Annotated in this window: 20 protein-coding genes and 3 pseudogenes; 15 read left to right on the top strand and 8 right to left on the bottom strand. The window is 70.1% G+C overall.

The window, feature by feature from the left end; all coding sequences use genetic code 11:
• Positions 1-155: 155 nt before the first annotated feature.
• Complete coding sequence (gene gyrB / locus ACXJY8_RS08690; protein ID WP_463778799.1) at positions 156-2,603, bottom strand: DNA topoisomerase (ATP-hydrolyzing) subunit B; 2,448 nt, start codon at positions 2,601-2,603, stop codon at positions 156-158.
• A gap of 537 nt (positions 2,604-3,140) precedes the next feature.
• On the bottom strand, positions 3,141-3,605 hold the full coding sequence (locus tag ACXJY8_RS08695) for an Lrp/AsnC family transcriptional regulator (protein WP_463778801.1): 465 nt from the start codon (positions 3,603-3,605) through the stop codon (positions 3,141-3,143).
• Positions 3,606-3,759: 154 nt separating this feature from the next.
• Between ACXJY8_RS08695 and ACXJY8_RS08700 the strand changes: the two genes are divergently transcribed.
• Both ACXJY8_RS08700 and ACXJY8_RS08705 read left to right on the top strand, forming a co-directional pair.
• On the top strand, positions 3,760-4,770 hold the full coding sequence (locus tag ACXJY8_RS08700) for a 1-aminocyclopropane-1-carboxylate deaminase (protein WP_463778804.1): 1,011 nt from the start codon (positions 3,760-3,762) through the stop codon (positions 4,768-4,770).
• Between the two features lie 147 nt (positions 4,771-4,917).
• The gene (locus ACXJY8_RS08705; RefSeq protein WP_463778807.1) at positions 4,918-6,342 is read left to right on the top strand and encodes an FAD-binding oxidoreductase; all 1,425 of its coding nucleotides are present in this window, start codon (positions 4,918-4,920) and stop codon (positions 6,340-6,342) included.
• 7 nt (positions 6,343-6,349) lie between these two features.
• Here ACXJY8_RS08705 and ACXJY8_RS08710 read toward each other — a convergent pair whose 3' ends face one another.
• From ACXJY8_RS08710 to ACXJY8_RS08720, 3 genes are read right to left on the bottom strand one after another with little or no spacing between them, the layout of a single operon-like run.
• Positions 6,350-7,399 carry a sensor histidine kinase gene (locus ACXJY8_RS08710; protein ID WP_463778809.1) on the bottom strand — a complete coding sequence of 350 codons (1,050 nt, stop codon included), beginning with the start codon at positions 7,397-7,399 and terminating at the stop codon, positions 6,350-6,352.
• A 13-nt stretch (positions 7,400-7,412) separates the two neighbouring features.
• Positions 7,413-7,826 (bottom strand): response regulator, encoded by a 414-nt coding sequence (locus ACXJY8_RS08715; protein WP_463780484.1) that lies wholly within the window; start codon positions 7,824-7,826, stop codon positions 7,413-7,415.
• Positions 7,827-7,860: 34 nt separating this feature from the next.
• Entirely contained in the window at positions 7,861-9,759 is a 1,899-nt protein-coding gene (locus ACXJY8_RS08720) for an MHYT domain-containing protein (protein ID WP_463778812.1), read from the bottom strand.
• A 171-nt stretch (positions 9,760-9,930) separates the two neighbouring features.
• Here ACXJY8_RS08720 and ACXJY8_RS08725 point away from each other — a divergent pair, with 171 nt between their 5' ends.
• The 5 genes and pseudogenes from ACXJY8_RS08725 to ACXJY8_RS08745 form a co-directional block, all read left to right on the top strand.
• Entirely contained in the window at positions 9,931-11,553 is a 1,623-nt protein-coding gene (locus tag ACXJY8_RS08725; RefSeq protein WP_463778814.1) for an ABC-F family ATP-binding cassette domain-containing protein, read from the top strand.
• A gap of 260 nt (positions 11,554-11,813) precedes the next feature.
• Entirely contained in the window at positions 11,814-12,146 is a 333-nt protein-coding gene (locus tag ACXJY8_RS08730) for a hypothetical protein (RefSeq protein ID WP_463778816.1), read from the top strand.
• Between the two features lie 247 nt (positions 12,147-12,393).
• Positions 12,394-12,534: pseudogene (locus ACXJY8_RS08735) on the top strand (IS481 family transposase); the annotation flags it as partial.
• Between the two features lie 31 nt (positions 12,535-12,565).
• Positions 12,566-13,480, top strand: a pseudogene (locus tag ACXJY8_RS08740) (IS3 family transposase); the annotation flags it as partial.
• 134 nt (positions 13,481-13,614) lie between these two features.
• Positions 13,615-13,774, top strand: a pseudogene (locus ACXJY8_RS08745) (IS3 family transposase); the annotation flags it as partial.
• Between the two features lie 88 nt (positions 13,775-13,862).
• Here the strand turns inward: ACXJY8_RS08745 and ACXJY8_RS08750 are convergent.
• Entirely contained in the window at positions 13,863-14,660 is a 798-nt protein-coding gene (locus ACXJY8_RS08750; protein ID WP_463778818.1) for a lytic murein transglycosylase, read from the bottom strand.
• A gap of 275 nt (positions 14,661-14,935) precedes the next feature.
• On the opposite strand from ACXJY8_RS08750, the gene ACXJY8_RS08755 reads away from it, so the two are divergent.
• Entirely contained in the window at positions 14,936-15,073 is a 138-nt protein-coding gene (locus ACXJY8_RS08755; RefSeq protein ID WP_463778822.1) for a hypothetical protein, read from the top strand.
• 10 nt (positions 15,074-15,083) lie between these two features.
• Here ACXJY8_RS08755 and ACXJY8_RS08760 read toward each other — a convergent pair whose 3' ends face one another.
• Entirely contained in the window at positions 15,084-15,350 is a 267-nt protein-coding gene (locus tag ACXJY8_RS08760) for a hypothetical protein (protein WP_463778824.1), read from the bottom strand.
• Between the two features lie 274 nt (positions 15,351-15,624).
• Between ACXJY8_RS08760 and ACXJY8_RS08765 the strand changes: the two genes are divergently transcribed.
• The 6 genes from ACXJY8_RS08765 (at position 15,625) to leuD (ending at position 22,393) form a co-directional block, all read left to right on the top strand.
• Complete coding sequence (locus ACXJY8_RS08765) at positions 15,625-16,947, top strand: lytic murein transglycosylase (protein WP_463778827.1); 1,323 nt, start codon at positions 15,625-15,627, stop codon at positions 16,945-16,947.
• 119 nt (positions 16,948-17,066) lie between these two features.
• Entirely contained in the window at positions 17,067-17,885 is an 819-nt protein-coding gene (locus ACXJY8_RS08770) for a glycosyltransferase family 32 protein (protein ID WP_463778829.1), read from the top strand.
• A gap of 31 nt (positions 17,886-17,916) precedes the next feature.
• Positions 17,917-18,921 (top strand): glycosyltransferase family 4 protein, encoded by a 1,005-nt coding sequence (locus tag ACXJY8_RS08775; protein WP_463778832.1) that lies wholly within the window; start codon positions 17,917-17,919, stop codon positions 18,919-18,921.
• Positions 18,922-19,051: 130 nt separating this feature from the next.
• On the top strand, positions 19,052-20,164 hold the full coding sequence (locus tag ACXJY8_RS08780) for an NHL repeat-containing protein (RefSeq protein ID WP_463778834.1): 1,113 nt from the start codon (positions 19,052-19,054) through the stop codon (positions 20,162-20,164).
• A 169-nt stretch (positions 20,165-20,333) separates the two neighbouring features.
• Positions 20,334-21,782: a 3-isopropylmalate dehydratase large subunit gene (gene leuC, locus ACXJY8_RS08785; RefSeq protein WP_463778838.1), complete on the top strand. Its 1,449-nt coding sequence runs from the start codon at positions 20,334-20,336 to the stop codon at positions 21,780-21,782.
• 2 nt (positions 21,783-21,784) lie between these two features.
• Positions 21,785-22,393: a 3-isopropylmalate dehydratase small subunit gene (gene leuD, locus ACXJY8_RS08790; RefSeq protein ID WP_463778842.1), complete on the top strand. Its 609-nt coding sequence runs from the start codon at positions 21,785-21,787 to the stop codon at positions 22,391-22,393.
• Between the two features lie 345 nt (positions 22,394-22,738).
• Here leuD and ACXJY8_RS08795 read toward each other — a convergent pair whose 3' ends face one another.
• On the bottom strand, positions 22,739-23,836 hold the full coding sequence (locus tag ACXJY8_RS08795; RefSeq protein WP_463778847.1) for a branched-chain amino acid aminotransferase: 1,098 nt from the start codon (positions 23,834-23,836) through the stop codon (positions 22,739-22,741).
• A 273-nt stretch (positions 23,837-24,109) separates the two neighbouring features.
• Here ACXJY8_RS08795 and ACXJY8_RS08800 point away from each other — a divergent pair, with 273 nt between their 5' ends.
• The gene (locus tag ACXJY8_RS08800; RefSeq protein WP_463780486.1) at positions 24,110-24,538 is read left to right on the top strand and encodes a MarR family winged helix-turn-helix transcriptional regulator; all 429 of its coding nucleotides are present in this window, start codon (positions 24,110-24,112) and stop codon (positions 24,536-24,538) included.
• Positions 24,539-24,569: the final 31 nt, after the last annotated feature.

The following is a 24,569-nucleotide window of genomic DNA, read 5'->3' on the forward strand; positions in this document are numbered from 1 at the left end:
ATCCTCCGCGCCATAGCGCAACGGAGGATCTTTTACGCAAATCGACTGACCCTCTCCCTCGCAGGTCGATGACCGGAGCGACAAGGTCCCGAGTGAATCAGATCAAACCCCTCGATCCCAGGGTCGGGCTCTTCTGGAAAATCACAACCGTCCGGTCAGACGTCCAGGTTGGCGACGCTGAGCGCGTTGTCCTGGATGAACTCGCGGCGGGGCTCGACCACGTCGCCCATCAGCTTCACGAACAGGTCGTCGGCGTCCTGGGTGTCCTTGACCTTCACCTGCAGGAGCGAGCGCACGTCGCGGTCGAGGGTGGTCTCCCAGAGCTGCTGGGCGGTCATCTCGCCCAGGCCCTTGTAGCGCTGGAGCTGCAGCCCCTTGCGGCCGAAGGCCATCACCGCCTCGAACAGGCCGACGGGGCCGTGCAGGGTGGTCTCGTCGCCCTTGCGCGCGTAGGTGACGGGCTCGTCGTAGATCTCGCGCAGGGCCTCCGCCCGGTCGGCGAGGCGGCGGGCCTCCTGCGAGGCCAGCAGGGCGGCGTCCAGGGTCGCCACCTGGCGCACGCCGCGCAGGGTCCGGCTGAGGACGTAGCCGCCCTCCGAGACCGAGCCCTCCCAGCCGCGCTCGATGTCGTCGGCGATCCGGTCCATGCGCCGGGCGGTCTCCTCGGCCAGCACCTCGGCCTCGGCCGCATTCTCGTCGACATGGACCCGGAAGGCGCCGGCGATCAGCGCCTGCTCGACCACGGCGCGGTCGTAGCGGGTGTGGAGCGCCTGCATCAGCCCGCGGAACTGGCGGGCCTCCTCGACCAGGGATTTCAGCTGCGGGCCGCCGAACTCGGTGCCGGAGGCCAGCCGCAGCACGGCGCCGTCGACGCCGGCATCGATGAGGTAGTCCTCCAGCGCCCGCTCGTCCTTGAGGTAGAGCGCCGACTTGCCCTTGGCGGCTTTGTAGAGAGGCGGCTGGGCGATGTAGAGGTGTCCGCGCTCGATCACCTCCGGCATCTGCCGGAAGAAGAAGGTCAGCAGCAGGGTGCGGATGTGCGAGCCGTCCACGTCCGCGTCGGTCATGATGATGATGCGGTGGTAGCGCAGCTTGTCCGGGTTGAAGCCCTCGCGGTCGGTGGACGAGCGGCCGATGCCGGCGCCGAGCGCCGTGATCAGCGTGCCGATCTCGGCCGAGGACAGCATCCGGTCGGCGCGCACCCGCTCGACGTTGAGGATCTTGCCGCGCAAGGGCAGCACCGCCTGGAAGGTCCGGTCGCGGCCCTGCTTGGCCGAGCCGCCGGCGGAATCGCCCTCCACCAGCAGGATCTCGCATTTCGAGGGATCGCGCTCCTGGCAGTCGGCGAGCTTGCCGGGCAGCGAGGCGATGTCGAGCACGCCCTTGCGGGTCACGGTCTCGCGGGCCTTGCGCGCCGCCTCGCGGGCGGAGGCCGCCATGATGACCTTGGCCATCACCGAGCGGGCCAGCGCCGGGTTCTCCTCGAGCCAGTTCGAGAGCCCCTCGTTGAGCACGTTCTCCACGGCCGGGCGCACCTCAGAGGAGACGAGCTTGTCCTTGGTCTGCGAGGAGAATTTCGGGTCCGGCACCTGCACGGAGATCACGGCCGTGAGGCCCTCGCGGCAATCCTCGCCGGTCAGCGAGATCTTCTCGCGCTTGGCGATGCCCGACGACTCGGAATAGCCGGTGATCTGCCGCGTCAGCGCGGCGCGGAAGCCCGCCATGTGGGTGCCGCCGTCGCGCTGCGGGATGTTGTTGGTGAAGGGCAGCACGGTCTCGTTGAACGAGTCGTTCCACCACAGGGCGACCTCGACGCGGATGTTGTCGCGCTCGGCCCGCACCATCACGGGCTTCTGCATGCCCTCGATGGGTTTGCGCGAGCGGTCGAGGTAGCGCACGAAGGCCTCGATGCCGCCCTCGTAGAACAGCTCCTCGCGCTTGTGCTCGGCATGGCGCGCGTCGGTGAGCACGATGCGCACGCCGGAATTGAGGAAGGCGAGCTCGCGCAGGCGCTTCTCCAGCGTCGCGTAGTCGAACTCGATCATCGTGAAGGTGTCGGTGGAGGGCAGGAACGACACCTCGGTGCCGCGCCGGCCGTTGCCGTCGCCCACGATGACCAGCGGCGAGACCGCGTCGCCGTGGCGGAACTCCATCGCGTGCTCGCGGCCGTTGCGCCAGATGCGCAGGCGGAGCCACTGCGAGAGCGCGTTGACCACGGAGACGCCGACGCCGTGCAGGCCGCCGGAGACCTTGTAGGAATTCTGGTCGAACTTACCGCCGGCATGGAGCTGGGTCATGATGACCTCGGCCGCCGAGACCCCCTCCTCCTTGTGGATGTCGGTGGGGATGCCGCGGCCGTTGTCGGAGACCGTGACGGAGCCGTCGGCGTTCAGCGTGACGGTGACGAGGTCCGCGTGGCCCGCGAGCGCCTCGTCGATGGCGTTGTCGACCACCTCGTAGACCATGTGGTGCAGGCCGGAGCCGTCGTCGGTGTCGCCGATATACATGCCGGGACGCTTGCGCACCGCGTCGAGGCCCTTGAGGACCCGGATGGATTCCGCGCCGTAGGCATCGGCGGCGGGATTATGGGAACTGTCGGACATGAACTTCCTCGGGCAGGCGGGCATTCAGGCCGGGCTTGCCGGCCCAGGCCGGGCCCCCGCCGCCTGCGTTTCTTGCTTGCCCACGCAATATAAGCATTTCGCGTTGAGAATGCATCGTTTCAGGCGCTCCAGGAGGCTGGAAACGACGGGATGATGGGCGGTCGGGTTTAACGATTGGTCAAGGCTGCCCCGCCGGCGCCCCGCGCGCCGCGCGCCGCGCGAGGCGTTCGTCGATCGGTCCGGATACGGTTCCCCCCTCGTGGCAGGCAGGGCGATTGCGGATGGCACCGCTCCCTCATTCCGGGGGGCGCAGGCGGGCCCGGGCCCGAAGGGGGGCGCCGGCGGCGTGCCATCCGGAGCCGCCGACGGCGTCGGGTTCGGCACCCCCCTGCGCGTCCGGATCCCGGCTTCCGCTGCGCGGCCCCGGGACGACGCGGTGCTGCGCCCGGGTTTCCGACGCGGCGCCCGGGTCGGACGCCAGGGTCCGTTCCCCCGGGGCACGGGAACGCCGGATCGACCCAACCTCCAGCGACCCTCTCAGATGTCCAGCGGCGCGTTGTCGACCACCTCCTTCATCACGAAGAAGGTCCGGGTCTGGCGGACCCCCGGCAGGGCGATCAGCGTCGCGCTGTGGAGGCGGTTGAAATCCGCCATGTCGGAGACGCGGATCTTGAGGAAGTAGTCGAAATCGCCGGCCACGAGGTGGCAGTCGAGCACCATCGGCATGGCCCGGGCCGCGGCCTCGAAGGCGGCGAAGCTCTCCGGCGTCGAGCGGTCGAGCACCACCCCGACCATGACCAGCGAGCCGCGCCCGACCTTCTCGGGCGCGATCTGCGCCCGCACGCCCCGGACGTAGCCCTCGTCGAACAGGCGCTGGATGCGCCGGTGGCAGGTGGCCGCGCTGGTGTTCACCCGCTTGGCGATCTCGGCATTGCCCATCCGCCCGTCCGCCTGGAGCAGGCGCAGGATCTTGAGATCCATGCGGTCCAGCGCAGCGTCCATGAAAGATCCTTTCGTTCGAGGCGCCAGCAGCGCAACGGCGATGCGTCCAAGGCCGGTTCATGGCCGACATCGCAAAATTCGAGCCTCGATTTCGAGAGCACCTTTCGCCGGCTCTTTGCTAGCTTTTTCGGGACGACCACGAAGGACCCCGCCCATGCTGTCGAAATTCGAGCGCTATCCCCTCACCTTCGGCCCGACCCCGATCGAGCACCTGCCCCGCCTGACCGCCCATCTCGGCGGCGACGTGCTGATCTACGCCAAGCGCGAGGACTGCAATTCCGGCCTGGCCTATGGCGGCAACAAGCTGCGCAAGCTCGAATACATCGTGCCCGACGCCATCGCGAGCGGGGCCGACACCCTGGTGACCATCGGCGGCGTCCAGTCCAACCACACCCGCATGGTGGCGGCGGTGGCGGCCAAGATCGGCATGAAGTGCCGGCTGATCCAGGAGGCCTGGGTGCCGCACGAGGACGCCGTCTACGACCGCGTCGGCAACATCATGCTCTCCCGCATCATGGGCGCCGAGACCCAGCTCGTGGACGACGGCTTCGACATCGGCATCCGCGAGAGCTGGACCAAGGCCATCGCGGACGTGAAGGCCCGGGGCGGCAAGCCCTACGCGATCCCGGCCGGCGCCTCGGTGCACAAGTTCGGCGGCCTCGGCTTCGTCGGCTTCGCCGAGGAGGTCCGCGCCCAGGAGGCCGAGATGGGCCTGCACTTCGACTACATCGTGGTCTGCACCGTCACCGGCTCGACCCATGCGGGCATGGTGGTGGGCTTCGCCGCCGACGGGCGCGCCCGCAACGTCATCGGCATCGACGCCTCCTGCACCCCGGCGCAGACCAAGGCGCAGGTGCTCGAGATCGCCCGCAACACCGCCGCGCTCATCGGTGCCCCGGCCATCACCGCCGACGACATCGTGCTCAACGCGGACTACGCCTACCCGGTCTACGGCGTGCCCTCGAAGGAGACCGTCGAGGCCATCCGCCTCTCGGCCCGCCTGGAGGGCATGATCACCGATCCCGTCTACGAGGGGAAGTCGATGCAGGGCATGATCGACCTCGTGCAGAAGGGCTTCTTCCCCAAGGGCTCGAAGGTGCTCTACGCCCATCTCGGCGGCGCCCCGGCGCTCAACGGCTACAGCTATACCTTCCGCAACGGCTGAGTTGCCGGGCCGGTCCGGGGGCTGACACGTCTCCTCCGATTGAAAAGCGAGCGCTTTCCTTCCGCGCGGTCGCGCGACATGGTTCGACCCCGAAGGCCGAACCTCTGCGCGCGGCCAGCCACGAAGCGCCCTGCCGGAAGAGCCCCCATGCCGGAATCCCTGTCGGACCGCGACGCCCTCGCCCCGTTCGAGGCCCTGCTCGGCCCCGGCGGGGTCCTCGCCGACCCCGCCCTGACGGGGCGCTACACCCGGGACCAGCGCGACCTGATGCAGGGCGAGACCCCCGCCGTGCTGCGCCCGCGCAGCGTCGCGGAGGTCCAGGGCATCGTCGGGCTCGCCCGGACCCACGGCTTCGGCCTCGTGCCCCAGGGCGGCAATACGGGCTATGTCGGCGGGGCGACGCCGGAGCCCGGCCGGCGCCAGTGCGTGGTCAGCCTGGAGCGGATGACCCGCATCCGCGCCGTCGACCCCCTGAACTTCACCCTCTCCTGCGATGCCGGGACCATCCTGGCGGACGCCCAGGCGGCGGCCGAGGCGGACGGGCTGTTCCTGCCGCTCAGCCTCGGCTCCGAAGGCAGCTGCCGCCTCGGCGGCAACCTCGGCACCAATGCGGGCGGCCTCCAGGTGCTGCGCTACGGCATGGCCCGCGACCTCGTCCTCGGCCTGGAGGTGGTGCTGCCGGACGGGTCGCTGTTCTCCGACATGCGGACCCTGCGCAAGAACAACATCGGCTACGACCTGAAGCAGCTCTTCATCGGCGCCGAGGGCACGCTCGGCATCATCACCGGGGTGGTCCTGAAGCTCTGGCCGGCCCAGGGCCAGCGGGCGACCGCCTGGCTCGAACTCGCCGAAGGGGCGCCGATCCCCGAGATGGCCGCGCTGGTGCGCCGGGAGACCTCCGACCTCGCCTCGACCTTCGAGCTGATCTCGGCCTCCTCCCTCGGCCTCGTCACCGCCATGCGCGGCGCCGAGACCGGGCTGAAGGCCGGCCCCGGCGGTGCGGTGCTCCTCGAGCTCACCGCCTCCTCCGACCGCATCCCCCTCGACGACGTCCTGCTGGGCTGCCTCGAAGCCCTGATGGAACGGGGCTGGGTCGTCGACGCGGTGCTCGCCCAGTCCGAGACCCAGCGCCGCGCCTTCTGGGCGGTGCGCGAAACGATTCCCGAGGGCGAGAAGCATGCCGGCGGATCGGTCAAGCACGATATCGCGGTGCCGATCTCCCGGCTCACCGATTTCCTCGACCGCGGCGCCGCCCTGCTGGCCGAGCGCCTGCCGGACGTCCGCCTCTCGGTCTACGGCCATGTCGGCGACGGCAACCTGCACTACAATCTCGTCGTCCCGCCGGGGCGCGACCGGCTCGCGTTCACGCGCGAGATCGAGGCGGGTTTCGCGCACGACCTCTACGCGATCGCGCTGGAATACGGGGGCGGATACAGCGCGGAATACGGCATCGGCCGCTTCAAGCGCGACCTGCTCGAACGCTACGCCGATCCGGCCCGCCTGTGCCTGATCGAGGCCGTCAAGCGCAGCCTCGACCCCGACGGCATCATGAATGCCGGCGCCCTGGTCTGAGGAATGCTCAGTCCTGGAAGGAGAGCGTCGCCCGGGTCCCGACCGGACCGCCGCCGTAGATCAGGGCCGAGCGCAGGTTCGCCGCCATCGCCCGGATGATGCGCGAGCCGAGGCCGGTGCCCCGCGGCTCGCCCTCGCCGGTCCAGCCGATGCCGTCATCCTCCACCGTCAGGGTCAGGCCATCGGCGCCGCGGCGGGCGACGGAGACCCGGATTTCCCCAGGTACTTCAGGGGGATAGGCGTATTTGTAGGCATTGGTCACGAGCTCGGTGACGACCACGCCGACCGAGACCGCCTTGTCGGTGGCGAGCCGGACCGGCGCCGCGTCGAGGCGGATGGCGTGGTCGCGCCCGGCCGCCTTCATGGCCGCCTGGAGCTCCTCCACGAGGCTCGCCAGGTAGGCGTCGAGGTCGACCGCCTCGACGTCGTCGGAGGTGTAGAGCCGGCGGTGGATGCCCGCGATCGCCGAGATCCGGGCCTGCATCTCCCGGAGCGCGGCCTTCGCGGCCGGGTCCGCGACCGCGTTGGTCTGCATGTGCGCCAGCGCCGCCACCAGCGCCAGCGAATTGGCGACGCGGTGATTCACCTCCCGCAGCATGATCTCCGCCCGGTCGCGCGCCTCCCGCACCGCCTGCTCGGCCCGCTCCTTGTCCCGCCGCAGCGCCTCCTGCCGCAGGGCGGTATCGACGGCCTCGCCGAGGAGCTCGCGGAACTGGCCCTGGAGGTCCTTCCAGACGTAGTCCACGGCCCCCGCCTTGAGCGCCGCCACCGCCACGCGGCTGTCCTCCGAGCCGGTGACGTAGACCACCGGGGGCGCCTCCGACAGCGCGCGGATGGCGGGCAGGATGTCGAGGCCGGTCTGACCCGGCATGTGATGATCGAGGGCCACGACGTCGATCCCGCCCTGCCCCAGGCGCACGAGTCCGGCATCGCCGTCGAGGGCGAGTTCCACGACATAGCCCCGCGCCGCGAGGGCGCGCTGCACGAGCCGCCCCAGGCCGGGGTCGTCGTCGATGTAGAGGACGCGACCGCGGCCTGCAGGCTCGGGTCCGGTCATGAGCGTGCGGGCTTCATGGGTTTTCCGGCACCTGCATGACCGAGAAGAACAGCCCGAGCTGGCGGATCGCGTTGGCGAACCCCTCATAATTCACGGGCTTGGTGATGTAGACGTTCGCGCCGAGATCGTAGCAGCGCTGGATCTCGCGCTGGTCGTCCGTGGTGGTGAGGACCACGACCGGCGAGCGCTTGGTGTGGGGGTTCGCCTTCACCTTCTCGAGAATGTCGATGCCGGTCATGTCCGGCAGGTTGAGGTCGAGGAGGATGAGCAGATGCCGCTTGGCGCTGGCCTCGCCGGTTCCATCGGCGCCGAGGAGGTATTCGAGGGCCGACGTCCCGTCCCGGAAGGGCAGGATGACGTTGTTCACGCCCGCGCGGCGGATGTTGCGCTCGATCAGGCGGGCATGGCCCTCATCGTCCTCGATCATGACGATTTCGACGGCGTTCACGCTGGCCGGAACCTTATTCTGCGGCGAGCCGCACCGGCGGCCCGTCCTGTCCAAGACTGGACGACCCAAGACCTGTAGCGGTCTCGCGCGGCAGCGTCACGCCGAAGGTTGTCCCGACCCCCAGTTCCGATGCGACGTCGATCCGGCCACCGAGGGAGCGCACCAGCGCCTTGACGTGGGCGAGCCCGATTCCCTCGCCCGGTTTGTCCTGGGCGCCCGAACGGCGGAAGAGTTCGAAGACCCTGGCATGGTCGCGTGGGGCGATGCCGCGCCCGTTGTCGACGACGCTGAAGCGGACCCGGCGCCCGCCGACGGCGTCGGCGCGGATATCGATCCGGCCGGGGCGGGCGGGGTCGAGGTATTTCACCGCGTTGTCGATCAGGTTCCCGAAGATCTGCTCGAGGGCGAGCCGATCCGCCTTGATCGTCGGAAGGCCGGGCGCGACGAGCACCTGGGCGCCCGCCTGCTCGGTCTGGTGGCGCTGGGCGTCGGCGATCCGGTTGAGGAGCGCCGTCATATCGATCGGCTCTGGCGAGAAGGTGCGCCGCCCCTCCCGCGACAGCTTCAGGATGGCGGCGATCAGGGTCTCCATCCGGGTCACGGCCGCCTTGATGAAGCCGAGAGCCTCGCCGAGATCGGCGTCGATCCGTTCGGCCTGCGGATGCTGACCGAGAGCCGCGCGGACGTCCTCGCGGGTCGCCTCCAACTCGCTGGTGAAGCCCATGACGTTGACCAGCGGCGCGCGCAGGTCGTGGCTGACGATATAGGCGTAGCGCTGGATCTCCTCGTTGGATTCGCGCAGCTCGGCCTCCGCGAGGCGCTGCTCGGTGATGTCGGTGTGCACGCCCACCCATTCCTGGATCACGCCAAGGGCATCCATCACCGGCACCGCCCGGATCGCATAGTGGCGCCAGCTTCCGTCGGCCGAGCGCACCCGGTGTTCGTGGACGAATGTCCGGCGCTCCCGCACCGTCTCGTTCCAGGCCTCGATGCTCGCCTGCTTGTCATCCGGGTGTACGGCGTCGGCCCAGCCGTAGCCCTCGTAGGCGGCGCGGGTCTGGCCCGTGATCGCGGACCAGCCAGGCTGCTCGCCGACCATTCGCCCCTCGGCATCGTTCGTCCAGAGCACCCCACGCACGGCCTGGATCGCGGCGCGGAAGCGCGCCTCGCTGGCGCGCAGGTCGGTCTGTACCCGCTGCTGGTCGAAGGAAGACGCCAGCATCGCCAGGAAGAGGATCAGGAAGGTCGCACCCGAGACTGCGAGCGCGAGATTCTGCTGAGCGTGGCTGAGAACCGCCGCATGGGCCACGTGGGCCCCCGCCTCTTCGGCGGTGAAGGTCGCGGCCGCCATGCCGGTGTAGTGCATGCCCGCCACCGCGATGCCCATGACGACGGCCGCGATGAGCTTTTGCCAGACGCTGTTCTGCCGGAAGGTAAGCCAGAGCGCGGTGGTCGCGGCGGTGATCGCGATCAGGACGGAGAGCGCCACCACCGGCCAGTGATAGGCGAGGTTGCCCGGCACCCGCATCGCCGCCATCCCGGTATAGTGCATCGCCGCGACACCGAGGCCCATCACGGGGCCGGCCACCAGAAGGTCGCGCTTCGTCGCGCTTCGGCGGCGGATCCAGGCGAAGGCCGCGCCCGTGAAGATGACCGCGAGGGCCAGAGACAGCAGGGTGGTGGGCAGGTCGTAGGCAGCCGGCATCCCCATTTCGAAGGCCAGCATACCCACGAAGTGCATCGACCAGATGCCCCCGCCCATCGCGACCGCCGCGCCCGCGATCCAGCCCCAGCGCCGCCTCGACCCCGTACCGCCGACGCGGCCCCCGAGGTCCAGGGCTGTGTAGGACGCGAACACCGCGATGGAGACGGACAGGGCGACGAGCGCTGGATTGTAGCCGGTGTGGACCATCGTCGGGTGCGGGGGACCGTTCTGGAAAGGAAGACGCGACCCTAGCCGGTCCCTCCGCCGAGAGCCATCGGCGGCCAGAGCCCGATGGCTCCCGTCCGGTGCGGCGCTGCACTACCGCTGGGCGCCTGCATGCCGTAAGGCCGCTGCACCCGCCCAATTTCGCGTGACCCCATGATCCGCCTCGAAAAAATCGGCAAGCAGAACGGTCGCCAGATCGTCTTCATCGAGGCCTCCGCCGCCCTGCAACGGGGCGAGAAGGTCGGTCTCGTCGGCCCGAACGGCGCCGGCAAGACCACCCTGTTCCGGATGATCACCGGCGAGGAGCAGCCGGATGAAGGCCAGGTCGCCGCCGATCGCGGCATCACCATCGGGTATTTCAGTCAGGATGTCGGCGAGATGTCCGGCCGGACCGTCGTGTCCGAGGTCATGAACGGTGCCGGCCCGGTCAGCGAGATCGGGGCGGAACTCAAGGAGGTCGAGCAGGCCTTGGCCGATCCCGACCGGGCCGATGAGATGGAAGCGCTGATCGAGCGCTACGGCGAGGTCCAGGCCCGCTTCGAGGAACTCGACGGGTATGCCCTCGAAGGCCGTGCCTACGAGGTGCTGGCCGGTCTCAGCTTTTCGCAGGAGATGATGGACGGCGACGTCGGCAAGCTCTCGGGCGGCTGGAAGATGCGCGTGGCGCTCGCCCGCATCCTCCTGATGAACCCCGATGTCATGCTCCTCGACGAGCCGAGCAACCACCTCGACCTGGAGAGCCTGATCTGGCTCGAAGCCTTCCTGAAGGGCTACGAAGGCGCGCTCTTGATGACTTCGCACGACCGCGAGTTCATGAACCGCATCGTCACGAAGATCGTCGAGATCGACGGCGGGCAGCTGACCACCTACTCGGGCGACTACGCGTTCTACGAGCAGCAGCGCGCGCTGAACGAGACGCAGCAGCAGGCCCAATTCGAGCGCCAGCAGGCGATGCTCGCCAAGGAGATCAAGTTCATCGAGCGCTTCAAGGCACGGGCTTCCCATGCCGCCCAGGTGCAGAGCCGGGTGAAGAAGCTCGACAAGATCGAGCGGGTGGAGCCACCCAAGCGCCGCCAGAGCGTCGCCTTCGAGTTCCTGCCCGCCCCGCGCTCCGGCGACGACGTCGTGATGCTCAAGAACGTACACAAGCGCTACGGCAGCCGCACGATCTACCAGGGCCTCGACTTCTCGATCCGCCGGCGCGAGCGCTGGTGCGTGATGGGCATCAACGGTGCCGGCAAGTCGACCCTGCTGAAGCTCGTCACCGGAACCGCGGAACCCGACGACGGCAGCGTGGCGGTGGGGGGCAGTGTGAGGCTCGGCTACTTCGCGCAGCACGCCATGGATGTGCTGGACGGCGACCGCACGGTCTTCGGCTTTCTGGAGGATTCCTTCCCGCAGGCCGGCCAGGGCTCGCTCAGGGCGCTGGCGGGCTGCTTCGGTTTTTCCGGCGATGACGTGGAGAAGCGCTGTCGCGTGCTGTCGGGCGGCGAGAAGGCCCGCCTCGTCATGGCGCGGATGCTCTACGACCCGCCGAATTTCCTTGTCCTCGACGAGCCCACCAACCACCTCGACATGGGCACCAAGGAGATGCTCATCGCGGCCCTGGCCAACTACGAGGGGACGATGCTGTTCGTGAGCCACGACAGGCACTTCCTCGCCGCCCTGTCGAACCGCGTCCTCGAACTCACCCCGGATGGCATCCACCAGTATGGCGGCGGCTACACCGAATACGTCGCGCGCACGGGCCAGGAAGCGCCGGGGCTTCGCAGCTGATCGCCGACCGAACCCGTCGGCAGGCCTGGACGGAGATCGGACCGCCTCCGGTCGTCGCCTTCCCGCTTGATGTTGGTCAGAGCGAGACAGGAGGAACCGTCGCGCGAGCAGGCCTCGAGAGTGCCATCGGACACAAATCGGACGATCTACGAGACGCGCATTCCGACCCTGAACTTGAAATGAACAAAAAGTCAGATTAACTGAATATGAACGATCAGCCTCCCACACTCGGCTGCCACTCACCAACCAGGAGTACGGATATGTCCAGCGGACTGTTCCAGAACCTGCCGGGCGCTCACGAAATGGGAGGGCTTCAGGCACTCCCCAGCGAGCCGTGGCTTCTCCCGATCTCGGACCGGATGAACTCCGCGGCGACGGACGCGGATCGACTCGAGGCGGCGGTTCGGCTCTCCGTTCGTCCGTTCCAGCGGGCTGCGAACGCTCTGATGGCGGCGCTCCTGCTGATGCTGTCCGTTCAGATCGGCACCGATTGGATGAACGCCCGGACCCCGCATCCGGCGACGGGCCAGATCGCGGACGCGACGCCGCCCGAGATGCCGGTGACGAAGGCTACGCTGACCGTCAACAACTGAGCGGCTTCCGTTCGGCTCTGAGGCGCGGCCCGCTTTCGAGCGGGCCAAGCCCTGTGCGTAAACGCTGATCGTGGCAGCCTCCAAGATCACGCTGCATTAAGCGTTCTCCCATCGCACGGCGAGGCTGCGCCGGTCGGTGTGTGGTTGCGGAACGTCGTCGGGGCGTGGCGGGTTGGTCGCTCAAAGCCCATGCGTGGCGCCGGCGCCCTGAGGATGTGCGCCGCCGTACCGCCAGGAGGGCCCGCTGATGCTCGCCATTCATCCCCAGGCTCGGATTACCCCAGCTGTCCGGGCGTTCGGGCCGAGATCGCCCGAGAGCGCCGGTGCGCTGGCCAAGCGCTACGGCGTCTCCACCGAGACCATCCGCAGATGGCGCAAGCGTGGTCCAGACGCCAAGGAGGTCTCACATCCAGACAGGTCAGGTGCTGGCGGACGTCGCTGCGGGAAACTGATAACCCCGGAGCGACGCCGGCAGGCAGTCGACGCGATCCAGGAGAAGTACGGCCTCTCGGAGCGCCACGCCTGCCGGATCGTCGGCCAGCACCGGGGCACGCAACGCTACGTGCCCACGGTACCGCTGACGAGGATGCGCTGACCCGCGCCATCGTCGCCTTGGCGTCCGAGTACGGACGCTATGGCTACCGCCGCGTCACCGCGCTGCTGCAGGCAGCGGGTTGGCAGGTGGGGAAAGACCGGGTTCAGCGGATCTGGCGTCGTGAGGGGCTCAAGGTTCCGCAAAAGCATCGGCCGCGCAGCCGTCTTTGGCTGAACGACGGCTCCTGCGTGCGGCTGCGGCCGCTCCATCGCAATCACGTCTGGAGCTTCGACTTCGTGCAAGGCCAGACCCACGACGGGCGAAGCCTGCGTATCCTGACGCTGATCGACGAGCACAGTCGCGCCTGCCTGGCGCTGAAGGTCGCGCGGCGCATCAACAGTCTGGGTGTGATCGAGGCGCTGGCCGATGCGATGTGCCTGCATGGCATCCCGGAGAACATCCGCTGCGACAACGGCCCGGAACCGAAGGACCGCGCAGCGAGATGATCGCGAAGGCTTTGCGGAAATGGGTCGCCCAAACCGGTCCGCATATCCAGTATATCGCATCAGGATCGCCGTGGGAGAATGGCTATCGTGAGAGCTTCAAGGGCAAGCTGAAGGACGAGTGCCTATGCCAAGAGATTTTCTGCTCGCTCAAGGAGGCACAGACCATGATCGGGATTTGGCAGAATACCTACAATTGCGTTCGGCCGCATTCGTCCTTGAGCTACCGGCCACCTGCGCCTGTCACCTTCCCGGATCTGGCCTTCCGGCTACCCATGGCCGCTACCAGGCAGTAGCCTTCCAATGGGCTCGGGCCAAAAGACCGGTCAGGTCACGACATCGCCCCCAGCGGCTATGAAGGCTGGCGGTCACGCCCTGAAAGCGACCGAACGCTGTCCCGTCGTCGAGTCCGGGACAGCGTCAGCGTATCCACACCCTCAAAATGGAGGTGGTCCACCCGCGATAATGGGCGACTCGCGACGAGGCCCGCCGTGATCTGTTCGCTTATATGACGGCTAGGACAATCAGCAGCGCATCCACTCGGCCCCGGCGATATCACGCCGGAGCAAACCAAGCAGAACGCGCGCTAAACCCCTATGTCCGCGAGATGAGGCTAGGATCACCAGGTCGCGAGCCCTTCAGCTCGACCCAACTCTATGGGATGGGCCGGGGCGCCGCTCAGTTCCGGTCGATGCGCTCGCCCAGAAGCGCGATGGCGCGCTGGTAGACCGAGGCGGCGTTCCAGCCCTGGATCGCGGCGAAGTTCGGCTCGCCCGGCTGGTAGCCGGCACCGGCGCGCCAGCCATGGCCCTTGAGGAAGTTCGCCGTGGAGTTGAGGGCGTTGGCCGAGCTGTCGAGGCTGCCGCCGACCCCGTAGGTCAGGACGTTCTTGGGCAGGAACTGGGTGTGGCCGACCTCGCCATGGGCCGCGCCCCGGGTGCTCGGGGTCAGTACGCCGCGATCCACCAGGGTGAGGGCGGCGTAGAGCTGATCGGTGAAGTAGGCCGAGCGACGGCAATCATAGGCCAGCGTCGCGACTGCCGAGAGCGTGTTGACGTTGCCCTTCACCGCGCCGAAGCCCGTCTCCATGCCCCAGATCGCCAGGAGGGGGCCGGGCGGCACGCCGTAGCGCTGCTCGATCGAGTCGAACAGGGCGGCGTTCTGCGCCTTGAGGGCGCGGCCGCGCGACACGATCGTGTTGCCGCCGCGCTTGGCCAGGAACTGGTCGAGGGAGAGCTTGAAGCTCTTCTGGCCGCGATCGGCCGAGATCGTCGCCGTCGAGTAGGACGTGCCCATCAGCGCGGCGAGGCTGGCGGCGCTGGCCCGGCCCCGGGCCTCCTCGGCGAACTCCCGCTTCCATGCCTCGAACCCGGCCGCGCTGTTCCCGCATTGCGCAGCGCTCGCCCCGCCCGTCGTGCAGACGAGCGCCGCGAAGGCCGCCGCGATCCACGGCGCCCGATACCCACGTCCGATCATGTCAAAACTCCCTGGCCGCGCAGCCCCGTCCTGGGAGCCGCACGGATCGATGACAACCCCTTGCGCGGAGCAAGGCGGCAAACGCGGCTGTGAGTCGAGCCTCATTGCGGCATTTTTGCCTGCGATTCGGCCCGCAGCCATCACTTCCGCGCGTTTGGTTACGCAGAGATGTCCGGACGCACGCTCCGGTCTCTGCGCCGATCAGCCGTCGCTGCGGCCCGGTCCCTGCAGTTCAGCCCAAGACGAACGTCGAACCGTCCCGGGCCGCACCGCTCATGTTCCGCTTCAAGACACGCCGTCCGACCGCGAGCCGGCGCCCGCCCCTGGTGCTGGTCGTCGTTGTCTGCGCCACGGCCCTGCTCTTGTGGTGGCCGATCTTCCGGCTCAGCCCGACGACAGTCTGGTTCTGGTGAGCGGAAGTCCTCAGGCGTCGCCGCCGCGCACGCGCAGGATGGCGCCGAGGAGATAGCCCGCCTGCAGGGCGGCCAGATGGGCGAGGAGCACGAGCAGCCCGAGGAGGGAGACGTCGCCCCGGGCGGTCCAGACCATCACCGAGAGGGCGAAGACGAGGACGGACGTTCCGAGGGCGACGAGGACCCGGACGGTCAGGCCGAGGGCGATCCCGCTCAGGAACAGGATCAGCGCGACGAGCATCGGCACCGTCTCGCGCAGTCGGGCAGGGTGCGGCACCGCATGGTCGTCCTTCCTGGCCCGGCCGCGGCTCGCGCCGCGCCGGTCCCGCGGGGGTCGATGCAGCCGCCGCGCCACGGCTTATTCCCGGCGCGGTTTGCCCCGGCAATGCTTTTTCTCGGCAAGAATGCGTGTTCCGCAGGGATCGGTGTTCACGGCAGGGATGCTTCTCCTCCTCAGGGATTCTCGCGAGACCCGAGCCGGCCCCGGCCGCTTCCGCACGCCGGCCCGCGCCGCTAGGGTCCCGGCGGGACGACGGAGTGAGGAGACCGGCATGTGGTGGCGCCAGCGACGTTTCGGCCCTCCCGTGCGGCGTGCCGCCGCGATTCCGGTCCTCGTCGCCCTGATCCCGGTTCCGGTCGCGCCCCAGGCCGCGTTCGCCGAGACGACCTTGGCCGAGACGACCTTGGCCGAGACGACTTCCGCGGAGTCGACCCCCGCCCCCGACGCACCATTGTCCGCCTTCGCGCGCTGCACTGGGGCCATCGCCGCCGAGGCGGAGGCGCGCGGCGTCCCCGCCGGGGTGGCCGACGGCCTGCGCGCCCTCTCCCCCGATGTCGAGGTGGCGGCGGCGCCCCAGGGCCAGGCGGAGTTCGTCAAGCCGATCTGGTCCTACCTCGACGCCAACCTGACCGAGGCGCGGATCGCCGAGGGCCGGCGCAAGCTGGCGGAATGGTCGGCGACCTTCGACGCGATCGAGGCCCGGTACGGCGTCGACCGCTTCGTCCTGGCGGCGTTCTGGGGTGTCGAATCGACCTACGGCAGCGTGCTCGACGATGCCGGGATCGTCCGCCCGGTCCTGCGCTCCCTGGCGACGCTGGCCTGCACCGAGACGGCGCGGGCGCCCTACTGGCGGGCCGAGCTGATCGCCGCCCTGGAGATCCAGGCCCAGGACAAGGCGCCCCCCGGCCCGCTCACCGGGTCCTGGGCGGGGGCCATGGGCCACACCCAGTTCATGCCGACGGTCTACCAGGCCTACGCCGTGGATTTCGACGGGGACGGCCGGCGCGACATCTGGACCTCGGTGCCGGACGCCCTCGCCTCCACGGCCAACTACCTCGTGGCGATGGGCTGGCATCCCGGTGCGCGCTGGGGCAGCGAGGCGCGGCTGCTGGACGGGTTCGACCTCGCCCTGGCCGACGAGAGCACGGAGCGCACCATCGCGGCCTGGAAGGCCCTCGGGGTGAGCCCGGTCCAGGCCTTGCCGGAGGACGGCACGGCGACGCTGATCCTGCCGGCCGGCGCGCGCGGACCGGCCTTCCTGCTGCAGCCGAACTTCCGGATCATCCTGCGCTACAACACCGCCCTCGCCTACGCGCTCTCCGTGGCGCACCTGTCGGACCGCTTGCGCGGCGAGCCGGGCTTCACCCGGGACTGGCCGCGCGGCGACGCGATGCCGACCACCGCCGAGGTCCGGTCGCTCCAGCAGCGGCTCGCCGAGCGCGGGTTCGCGGCCGGGAGCGCCGACGGCAAGATCGGCCCAAGGACGCGGGCCGCGGTCCGCGCCTATCAGGCCGCCAACGGCCTGCCCCCGGACGGCTACGCCGACGCCCCGCTGCGGGAGCGGATCCTGGCCGCTCCCGAGCCGCGGCCCTGATCCGCACGGATTTAGCGGTGGTCGCGCCGGAGGCGCCGCGATAGAGCAGCCCCGGGGAAACCGAGGCCGCGCGGCGGCGAGAGGGAGGGGCTTGAGAGGGAATGAGTCGATCCGCGGCCATGCCCGTCGCACCCGAGCGGACTCCGCTGAGGACCATCGTCAGCTACTGGGAAGGGCCGGTGACCTGGCTCGAGCGGCTCAGCGCCGCCTCGATCGTCGCGGCCGGCCATCCGCTGCACATCTACTCGCACGACGCGGCGGCCCTGCGCGCGCAGGGGCTGCCGGGAACGGTGATCGATGCCCGCGAGGGAATCGGACCGAACCTCATGGCGGACCTCTATCGCAGCCGCGGCGTTCTCGCCTTCTACGCCGACTACCTGCGCCTTAGCCTGATCCGCGACGGCAAGGGCATCTGGTCGGACCTCGACTGCGTCTTCCAGCGCCCCCTCGAGACGCCGGGCGGGGCGGGGGAGTACCTGTTCGGCTGGCTGAACGCGAGCCGCCTCAACAACGCGATCCTGTCGGCGCCGCCGGATTCCGAACTCGTCGCCCGCTACTGGGACGCGATCTCGACCGTGCCGATCCGCGCGCCCTGGGCGACCGGCCACATCCGGGTGAAGCGCCGCCTGGAACTGCTGGTCGGCAAGCGCATCCCGTTCCACCCGGAGCGCCTGGCGATCGGCCCCCGCGCCCTCACCTACTTCGTGCGCAAGCTCCGGCTGGAGGGCCATGCCCGGGCGCGGGCGGTGTTCTATCCTCTGGGCGACGACGATGCCCACCGCCTCGCCGAGGCGGACGACCGGACGGCGCGGGCGCTCATCGGACCCGAGACGGTCTCGGTGCATGCCTGGCGCGGCAAGCTCTGGTCGATTGGTCTCGACGCCCCGCCGCCGGCCAACTCCTGGCTCGGTCAGCAGGCCCGGAGCCTCGGCCTCTGAGCGGCCGGATACGCGATCCCTGGAGATGTCGATGCGCCGGGTCCTGTTCATCTGCGCGACGCCGGTGGCCTTCGGTCTCGACACGCCGCCCGAGATCGGCCTCGGCGGCATCGAGAGCACCAACATCGCCCTGGCCCGCGCGCTGGCCGAGCGCGGCTGGGCGGTGACCCTGGCCACGCGCCGCAGCGGGACGGTGGAGCGCGACGGCGTCCGCAACATCCCCCTGGCCGATGCGACGTCCTGCGCGGCCGATGCGGTGGTGACCAGCAACGACCCGCGCCCGCTCCGCGCCCATCCGGGCCGGCGCGGCATCGTCTGGGTCCACAATCCGCTGAACGTCGAGAAGGCCGTGCGGAAGGGCTACCTCCTGCCCTTCCTGACCCTGCGGCCGGAGGCCGTCTTCGTCGGCAGCCTCGCGGCGCGGCTGATGTCGCCGCTCTATCCGTTCCAGCGCCGCCACGTCATTCCGCACGGGGTCTCGCCCGTCTTCCGCACACCCGAGCCGACGCGGGGCCGCAGCCGGGACTTCGTCTATGCCTCGCAGCCCCAGCGCGGCCTCGACCGGATGCTGCGGCTCTGGCACGGCTCGGCGCCACTGATCGCCTCGGGCGCCAAGCTCCATGTCTTCGGCTCGGAACGGCCGGACTCGCCCGACGATCGCGGTCCGGTGGTGTTCCACCCCCGGCGGGGTGCGGCCGCCCTGGCGGCGTTCTACGGCGATGCGCGGGCCATGGTCTGTCCCGGCTCGCCCGACGAGACCTTCTGCCTCGCGGCGGCAGAGGCCCAGGCCATGGGGCTGCCCGTGGTGACCGCCGGGATCGGCGCCCTCGCCGAGCGGGTGCAGCACGGCGTGAACGGCTGGATCGCCGGGACGGATGCGGCCTTCGCCGAGGCCGTCGTCGACCTCGCCACCCGGGACGACCTCTGGTCGGAGCTCAGCGCCGGCGCGCTCCTGCAGCGCCGGGCCCTGACCTGGCAGCGGGCGGCGATCCTGTGGGAGGGCGTCCTGCAGGGCCCGCCCCGCGTGGGCGCCTGAAGCCCGGCCGGGTGACAGATCCGGGTCGGCGACACGCCTCCGTCCCCCCGCGGCTGGACGCCCTCCCTCCGGGCGCGAATACTGTGTGCAAGACGCGGTCAACAAGACCGGACGACATCGGGAGGAAAGCATGAGGCTTCGGCTTGGTCTGGCCGCGCTCGCGGTCGCGTGGGCGGGTGTGGCATCCGCGGACCCACTGACGTTCCAGGTCGATCCGGCCTGGCCGAAACCGCTGCCCAACCAGTGGATCATGGGGCAGGCCTCGGGCGTCGCCGTCGACGCGCAGGACAACGTCTGGGTGGTGCAGCGCCCGCGCACCCTCACCGACGACGAGAAGGCCGCCAGCCTCGACCCGCCGCGCACCAAGTGCTGCCGGCCCGCGCCCCCGGTGCTGGTGTTCGACCAGGCCGGCACCCTGATCCGCAGCTGGGGCGGCCCCGGCGAGGGCTACCAGTGGCCCCAGAACGAGCACGGCATCCACATCGACCACAAGGGCTTCGTCTGGCTCGCCGGCAACGGCGACACCGACGGACAGATCCTGAAGTTCACCGCCGAGGGCCGCTTCGTCCTGCAGATCGGCAAACAGGGTCCGCAGACCAACAGCCTCGACACCACGCGGCTCGGCAAGCCGGCCGCGATGCAGGTCGACCCCGAGACCAACGAACTCTACGTCGCCGACGGCTACTTCAACCACCGGGTCATCGTGTTCGATGCCGAGACCGGCGCGTTCAAGCGGATGTGGGGCGCCTATGGCCGCCCGCCCACGGACGAGACCCTGCCGGCCTACGACCCGGCGGCGGCCCCGGCCCAGCAGTTCCGCAATCCCGTCCACTGCGTGCAGATCGCCCGCGACGGCCTGGTCTACGTCTGCGACCGCACCAACGACCGGGTCCAGGTCTTCCGCCGCGACGGCAGCTTCGTGAAGGAATTCTTCGTCGAGAAGAACACCCGCGCCAACGGCTCGGTCTGGGAGCTCGCACTCTGGCCCGACGCCGAGCAGAGCTACCTCCTCAACGCGGACGGGGCCAACAACGAGGTCCGCACGCTCAGCCGCGAGACCGGGGAGGTGCTCGGTGCCTTCGGCCGCAACGGCCGCATGGCGGGGGACTTCCACTGGGTCCACAACCTCGCGGTGGACAGCCGCGGCAACGTCTTCACCACCGAGGTCGACACCGGCAAGCGCGCCCAGAAGTTCCTGTTCCGGGGCGACCTGATCCTGCGCAAGCGCGCCGCCCTGCCCTGATCCCACCTCCTGGGCCGCCGGACCCGCCCACCGCACCGGTCCGGAGGCGTTCGGCCGGCTGACGGAGCACCCGGCATCGGCCGATGCCGCATCGGCATTGGCCTCGCGGGTCCGGATCGGGTTCAGTCCCGCCTCAGTGCAAGTTCCGCCGGAGACCGAAAGCCGAACGATGCAGGCCCGCACCCTCTACGACAAGCTGGTGGACGCCCATACCGTGCGCCGCCTCGACGACGCCGAAGGCCCCGGGGCCAGCGTCCTCCTCTACATCGACCGCACGGTGCTCAACGAGTACACCAGCCCGCAGGCCTTCAGCGGCCTGCGCGCCGCCGGGCGCCGGGTCTGGCGGCCCGAGGCCGCCCTGGCGGTGGTCGACCACGTGAATCCCACGGCGGCGGAGCGCGTCGCCGCCATGCCCGATCCCGGCGGGGCGCGGCAGGTGGCGTATTTCGACGCGAACTGCCGGGAATTCGGGATCGAGCTCCTCGACGTGCTGCACCCGCTCCAGGGCATCGAGCACGTGGTCGCCCCCGAGCAGGGCTTCGTCCAGCCCGGCATGATCGTGGCGGCGGGCGACAGCCACACCACCACCTACGGGGCGCTGGGCGCGCTCGGCTTCGGCATCGGCACCTCGGACATCGAGCACTACCTCGCCACCCAGACCCTGGTGTACCGCCGGATGAAGACCCTGCGGGTCACGGTCTCGGGAATCCTGGCGCCGGGCGTCACCGCCAAGGACGTGGTCATGGCCCTGATCCGCCGGATCGGCGCCGACGGGGCGACGGGCTACGCCGTCGAGTTCGCCGGCCCCGCCGTCGAGGCCCTGTCCGTCGAGGGCCGCATGACGATCTGCAACATGGCCGTCGAGTGCGGCGCCCGCGGCGTCGTCATGGCCCCCGACCGGACCGTGCTCGACTACCTCGCCGACAAGCCCCGCGCGCCGAAGGGCGCTCTCTGGGAGGCGGCCAGTGCCCATTGGCTGACCCTGCGCAGCGACGACGCGGCTTTGTTCGACCGCGAGGTCGCCCTCGACGCGGCCGCGATCGAGCCGATGGTGACCTGGGGCACCAGCCCCGACCAGGCGGGCCCGGTCAACGGCCGCGTGCCCGATCCGGCGGCCGAGCCCGATCCGGCCCGGCGCCGGGACATGGTGCGGGCGCTCGCCTACATGGATCTCGCGCCGGGCACGCCCCTCGAGGCCATTCCGATCCAGCGCGCCTTCATCGGCTCCTGCACCAATGCCCGGCTCTCCGACCTGCGCGAGGCCGCCGCCCTCGTGCACGGCCGGCGGGTCGCGCACGGGGTCCAGGCCATGGTGGTGCCCGGCTCCTCCAGCGTGCGCCGGGCGGCCGAGGCCGAGGGCCTCGACCGGATTTTTCGCGATGCCGGCTTCGAGTGGCGCCAGTCGGGCTGCTCGATGTGCCTGGCCATGAACGACGACGTGCTGGCACCGGGCGAGCGCTGCGCCTCCAGCACGAACCGCAACTTCGAGGGCCGCCAGGGCGCGGGCGGGCGCACGCACCTGATGAGCCCCGCCATGGTGGCGGCCGCGGCCATCGCGGGCCACCTCACCGACAGCCGCCGCCTCGCGCAAGAAAACCGCCTCGCTCCGGAGACCTGAGCATGCAGCCCTTCACCGTCGTCGCGGGCCCGGCGGCCGGCCTGCCCGGCGCCAACATCGACACCGACGTCATCATGCCCAAGCAGTTCCTGAAGGGGATCGACCGCGCGGGCCTGGGCGCGGCCACCTTCCACGACCTGCGCTTCGCCGGCCCCGGCCAGCCGCGCCCGGATTTCGTGCTGAACCGGCCCGAATGGCAAGGCGCGCGCATCCTCGTGGTCGGTCCGAATTTCGGCTGCGGCTCGTCGCGCGAGCACGCGGTCTGGGGCCTGCTCCAGTGCGGCCTCCGGGCGGTCGTCGGCACCAGCTTCGCCGGCATCTTCGCCGACAACGCCGCCAATAACGGCCTGCTGCTGATCGAATTGGCGCCCGGCCCCGTCGCCGAGCTCGCGGTCCAGGCCGCCGACCCGTCGGCCAACCACATGTCGATCGACCTGCCGGCCCAGACCATCACCACCGCCGATGGCGCGGTGCAGCGCTTCGACATCCCGGCCCGGCGCAAGGACCACCTCGTCCGCGGCCTCGACGCCATCGGCGCCACCCTCGACCACGCGGACGCGATCCGGGCGTTCCAGGCCCGGCACCTCGCGGCCCGGCCCTGGCTCGCCTGAGCCTGGCTCGTCATCGCGACGCAAGTGCCTGAGATGCCCCCTTGCTCCCGGACTAGGAAGGTCGGGCGAACGCGGACGGCGGTTTGCTGCTCGTCATGGCTCGTGTCGGCACCCCGTCATCCTGGGGCCGCGCAGCGGAACCCAGGATCCAGACACGCAGGTCGAGCAAGGTTTGACGCTGTCGGCGAATCTGGATTCCGGGCTCGCCTGCGGCGCTCCGGAATGACGTGGTGGGGCGATATGCGATCACCCTGCCTGGAAGGATAGGGGACCCCCGCCTGAACCACGGATTGTCGATCCGACGATTTCCGTGCGTGCCGCTGTGCCCGAACCAGCGCCGGCGGCTCAGTAGACCCGCGTGACCCAGCCGTGGGGATCGGGGGCGTTGCCGCGCTGGATGTCCACGAGGGCCGAGCGCAGGCGCTTCGTCACCGGGCCGGCGACGTTGTCCGAGACCGAGAATTCCCCGTCCGGGCTGCGCACGGTCCCGACCGGGGTGATCACCGCGGCGGTGCCGCAGGCGAAGACCTCGCGCAGGCGTCCGCTGGCGGCGTCCGCCTTCCAGTCGTCGATGGAATAGGGCCGCTCGGCGACCGCGATGCCGTCCGCCCTCGCCAGGGTCAGGATCGAGTCGCGGGTGATGCCCGACAGGATGGTGTCGCTGAGCGCCGGGGTGACCATCGAGCCGTCGTCGAAGACGAAGAAGATGTTCATGCCGCCGAGTTCCTCGACCCAGCGGCGCTCGATCGCGTCGAGGAACACCACCTGGGCGCAGCCGTGCTCCACGGCCGCTGCCTGGGCGCGCAGGCTCGCGGCGTAGTTGCCGCCGCACTTGGCCGCCCCGGTGCCGCCGGGGGCCGCGCGGGTCTGGTCCTGCGAGACCCACACCGTCACGGTCTCGGAACCGCCCTTGAAGTAGGCGCCCACCGCCGACGCGATGACGAGGTAGAGGTATTCCGAGGACGGCTTGACCCCGAGGAACACCTCGCTGGCGATCATGAAGGGGCGGAGATACAGGCTGCCGCCCTCGCTCGACGGAATCCAGTCGCGGTCGGTGCTGACGAGCTGCTTGACCGACTCGACGAAGACGGCGTCGGGTAGCGGCGGCATCGCCAGGCGCTCGGCCGAGCGCCGGAAGCGCAGGGCGTTGGCCTCCGGCCGGAACAGAGCGGCGCCGCCGTCGGCGGTGCGGTAGGCCTTCAGCCCCTCGAAGATCTCCTGGGCGTAGTGCAGCACGGCGGAAGCCGGATCGAGGGAGATCGGCGCACGCGCCTCGACGCGGGCATCGTGCCAGCCGCGCCCCTCGACGTAGCGGATCGTCACCATGTGGTCGGTGAACACCCGACCGAAGCCGGGATCGACGAGGAGCTCGGCCCGGCGCTCCGGCGAGACGGGCGAGGCATGCGGCTGCGTGGTGAAGGAGAGGTCGTCGGGGGCGCTCATCGTCAGTCCTTACTTACGTCTCGTCGGATCAATCAAGGGCCGGTGCGGCGCCAGCCACGGCGCGGGCCGCCGGGCGCATCCGGGCGACGAGACGTGGGCTGGGGCCCTGATACGACGATGTCCGCTTGCGATCAAACGGCTTGCATCCTAATAATACGCAAACGAAAAGAGAACCGGAGCGTCCGCCGGTCGGTGCCCACAGGAGCCTCGTGCGTGTCGCCCCGAAAACCGCCTGCAGGTCCGGCGCCGGTCGATGGGCCGCCCGCCCGCAGCCTGGACCAGCTCCGCCTCGCCTATACCCACACGCTGCTGCTGACGGGCCGGCACTGGCGCCGCGCCGCCAATGCCGTGATGGAGGCGCACGGCCTCTCGGACGCCACCGCGGTCCCGCTGATCATGATTGCCCGCCTCGACGGCGCCCCGCGTCAGAACGCCCTGGCCGAGGCCGTCGGCATCGAGGGCCCGTCGCTGGTGCGCCTCCTCGACCAGCTCTGCGAGGCCGGCCTCGCGATCCGCCGCGAGGACCCCACCGACCGCCGGGCCAAGGTGCTCAGCCTGACCGCCGCCGGCACGGCCGTGGTCGCCCGGATGGAGGCCGACCTCGCCCGATTGCGGGCCGAGGTCTTCAGGGAGGTCGGCACCGCCGACCTCGAGGCGAGCCTGCGCGTCTTCGCGGCCCTGCAGGCCTCCGCGCCCCGCTGAAGGGCCCTCCGCCGACGCGGGCTTTCGTTCC

The sequence above is a fragment of the Methylobacterium sp. TK31 genome (assembly GCF_055361545.1).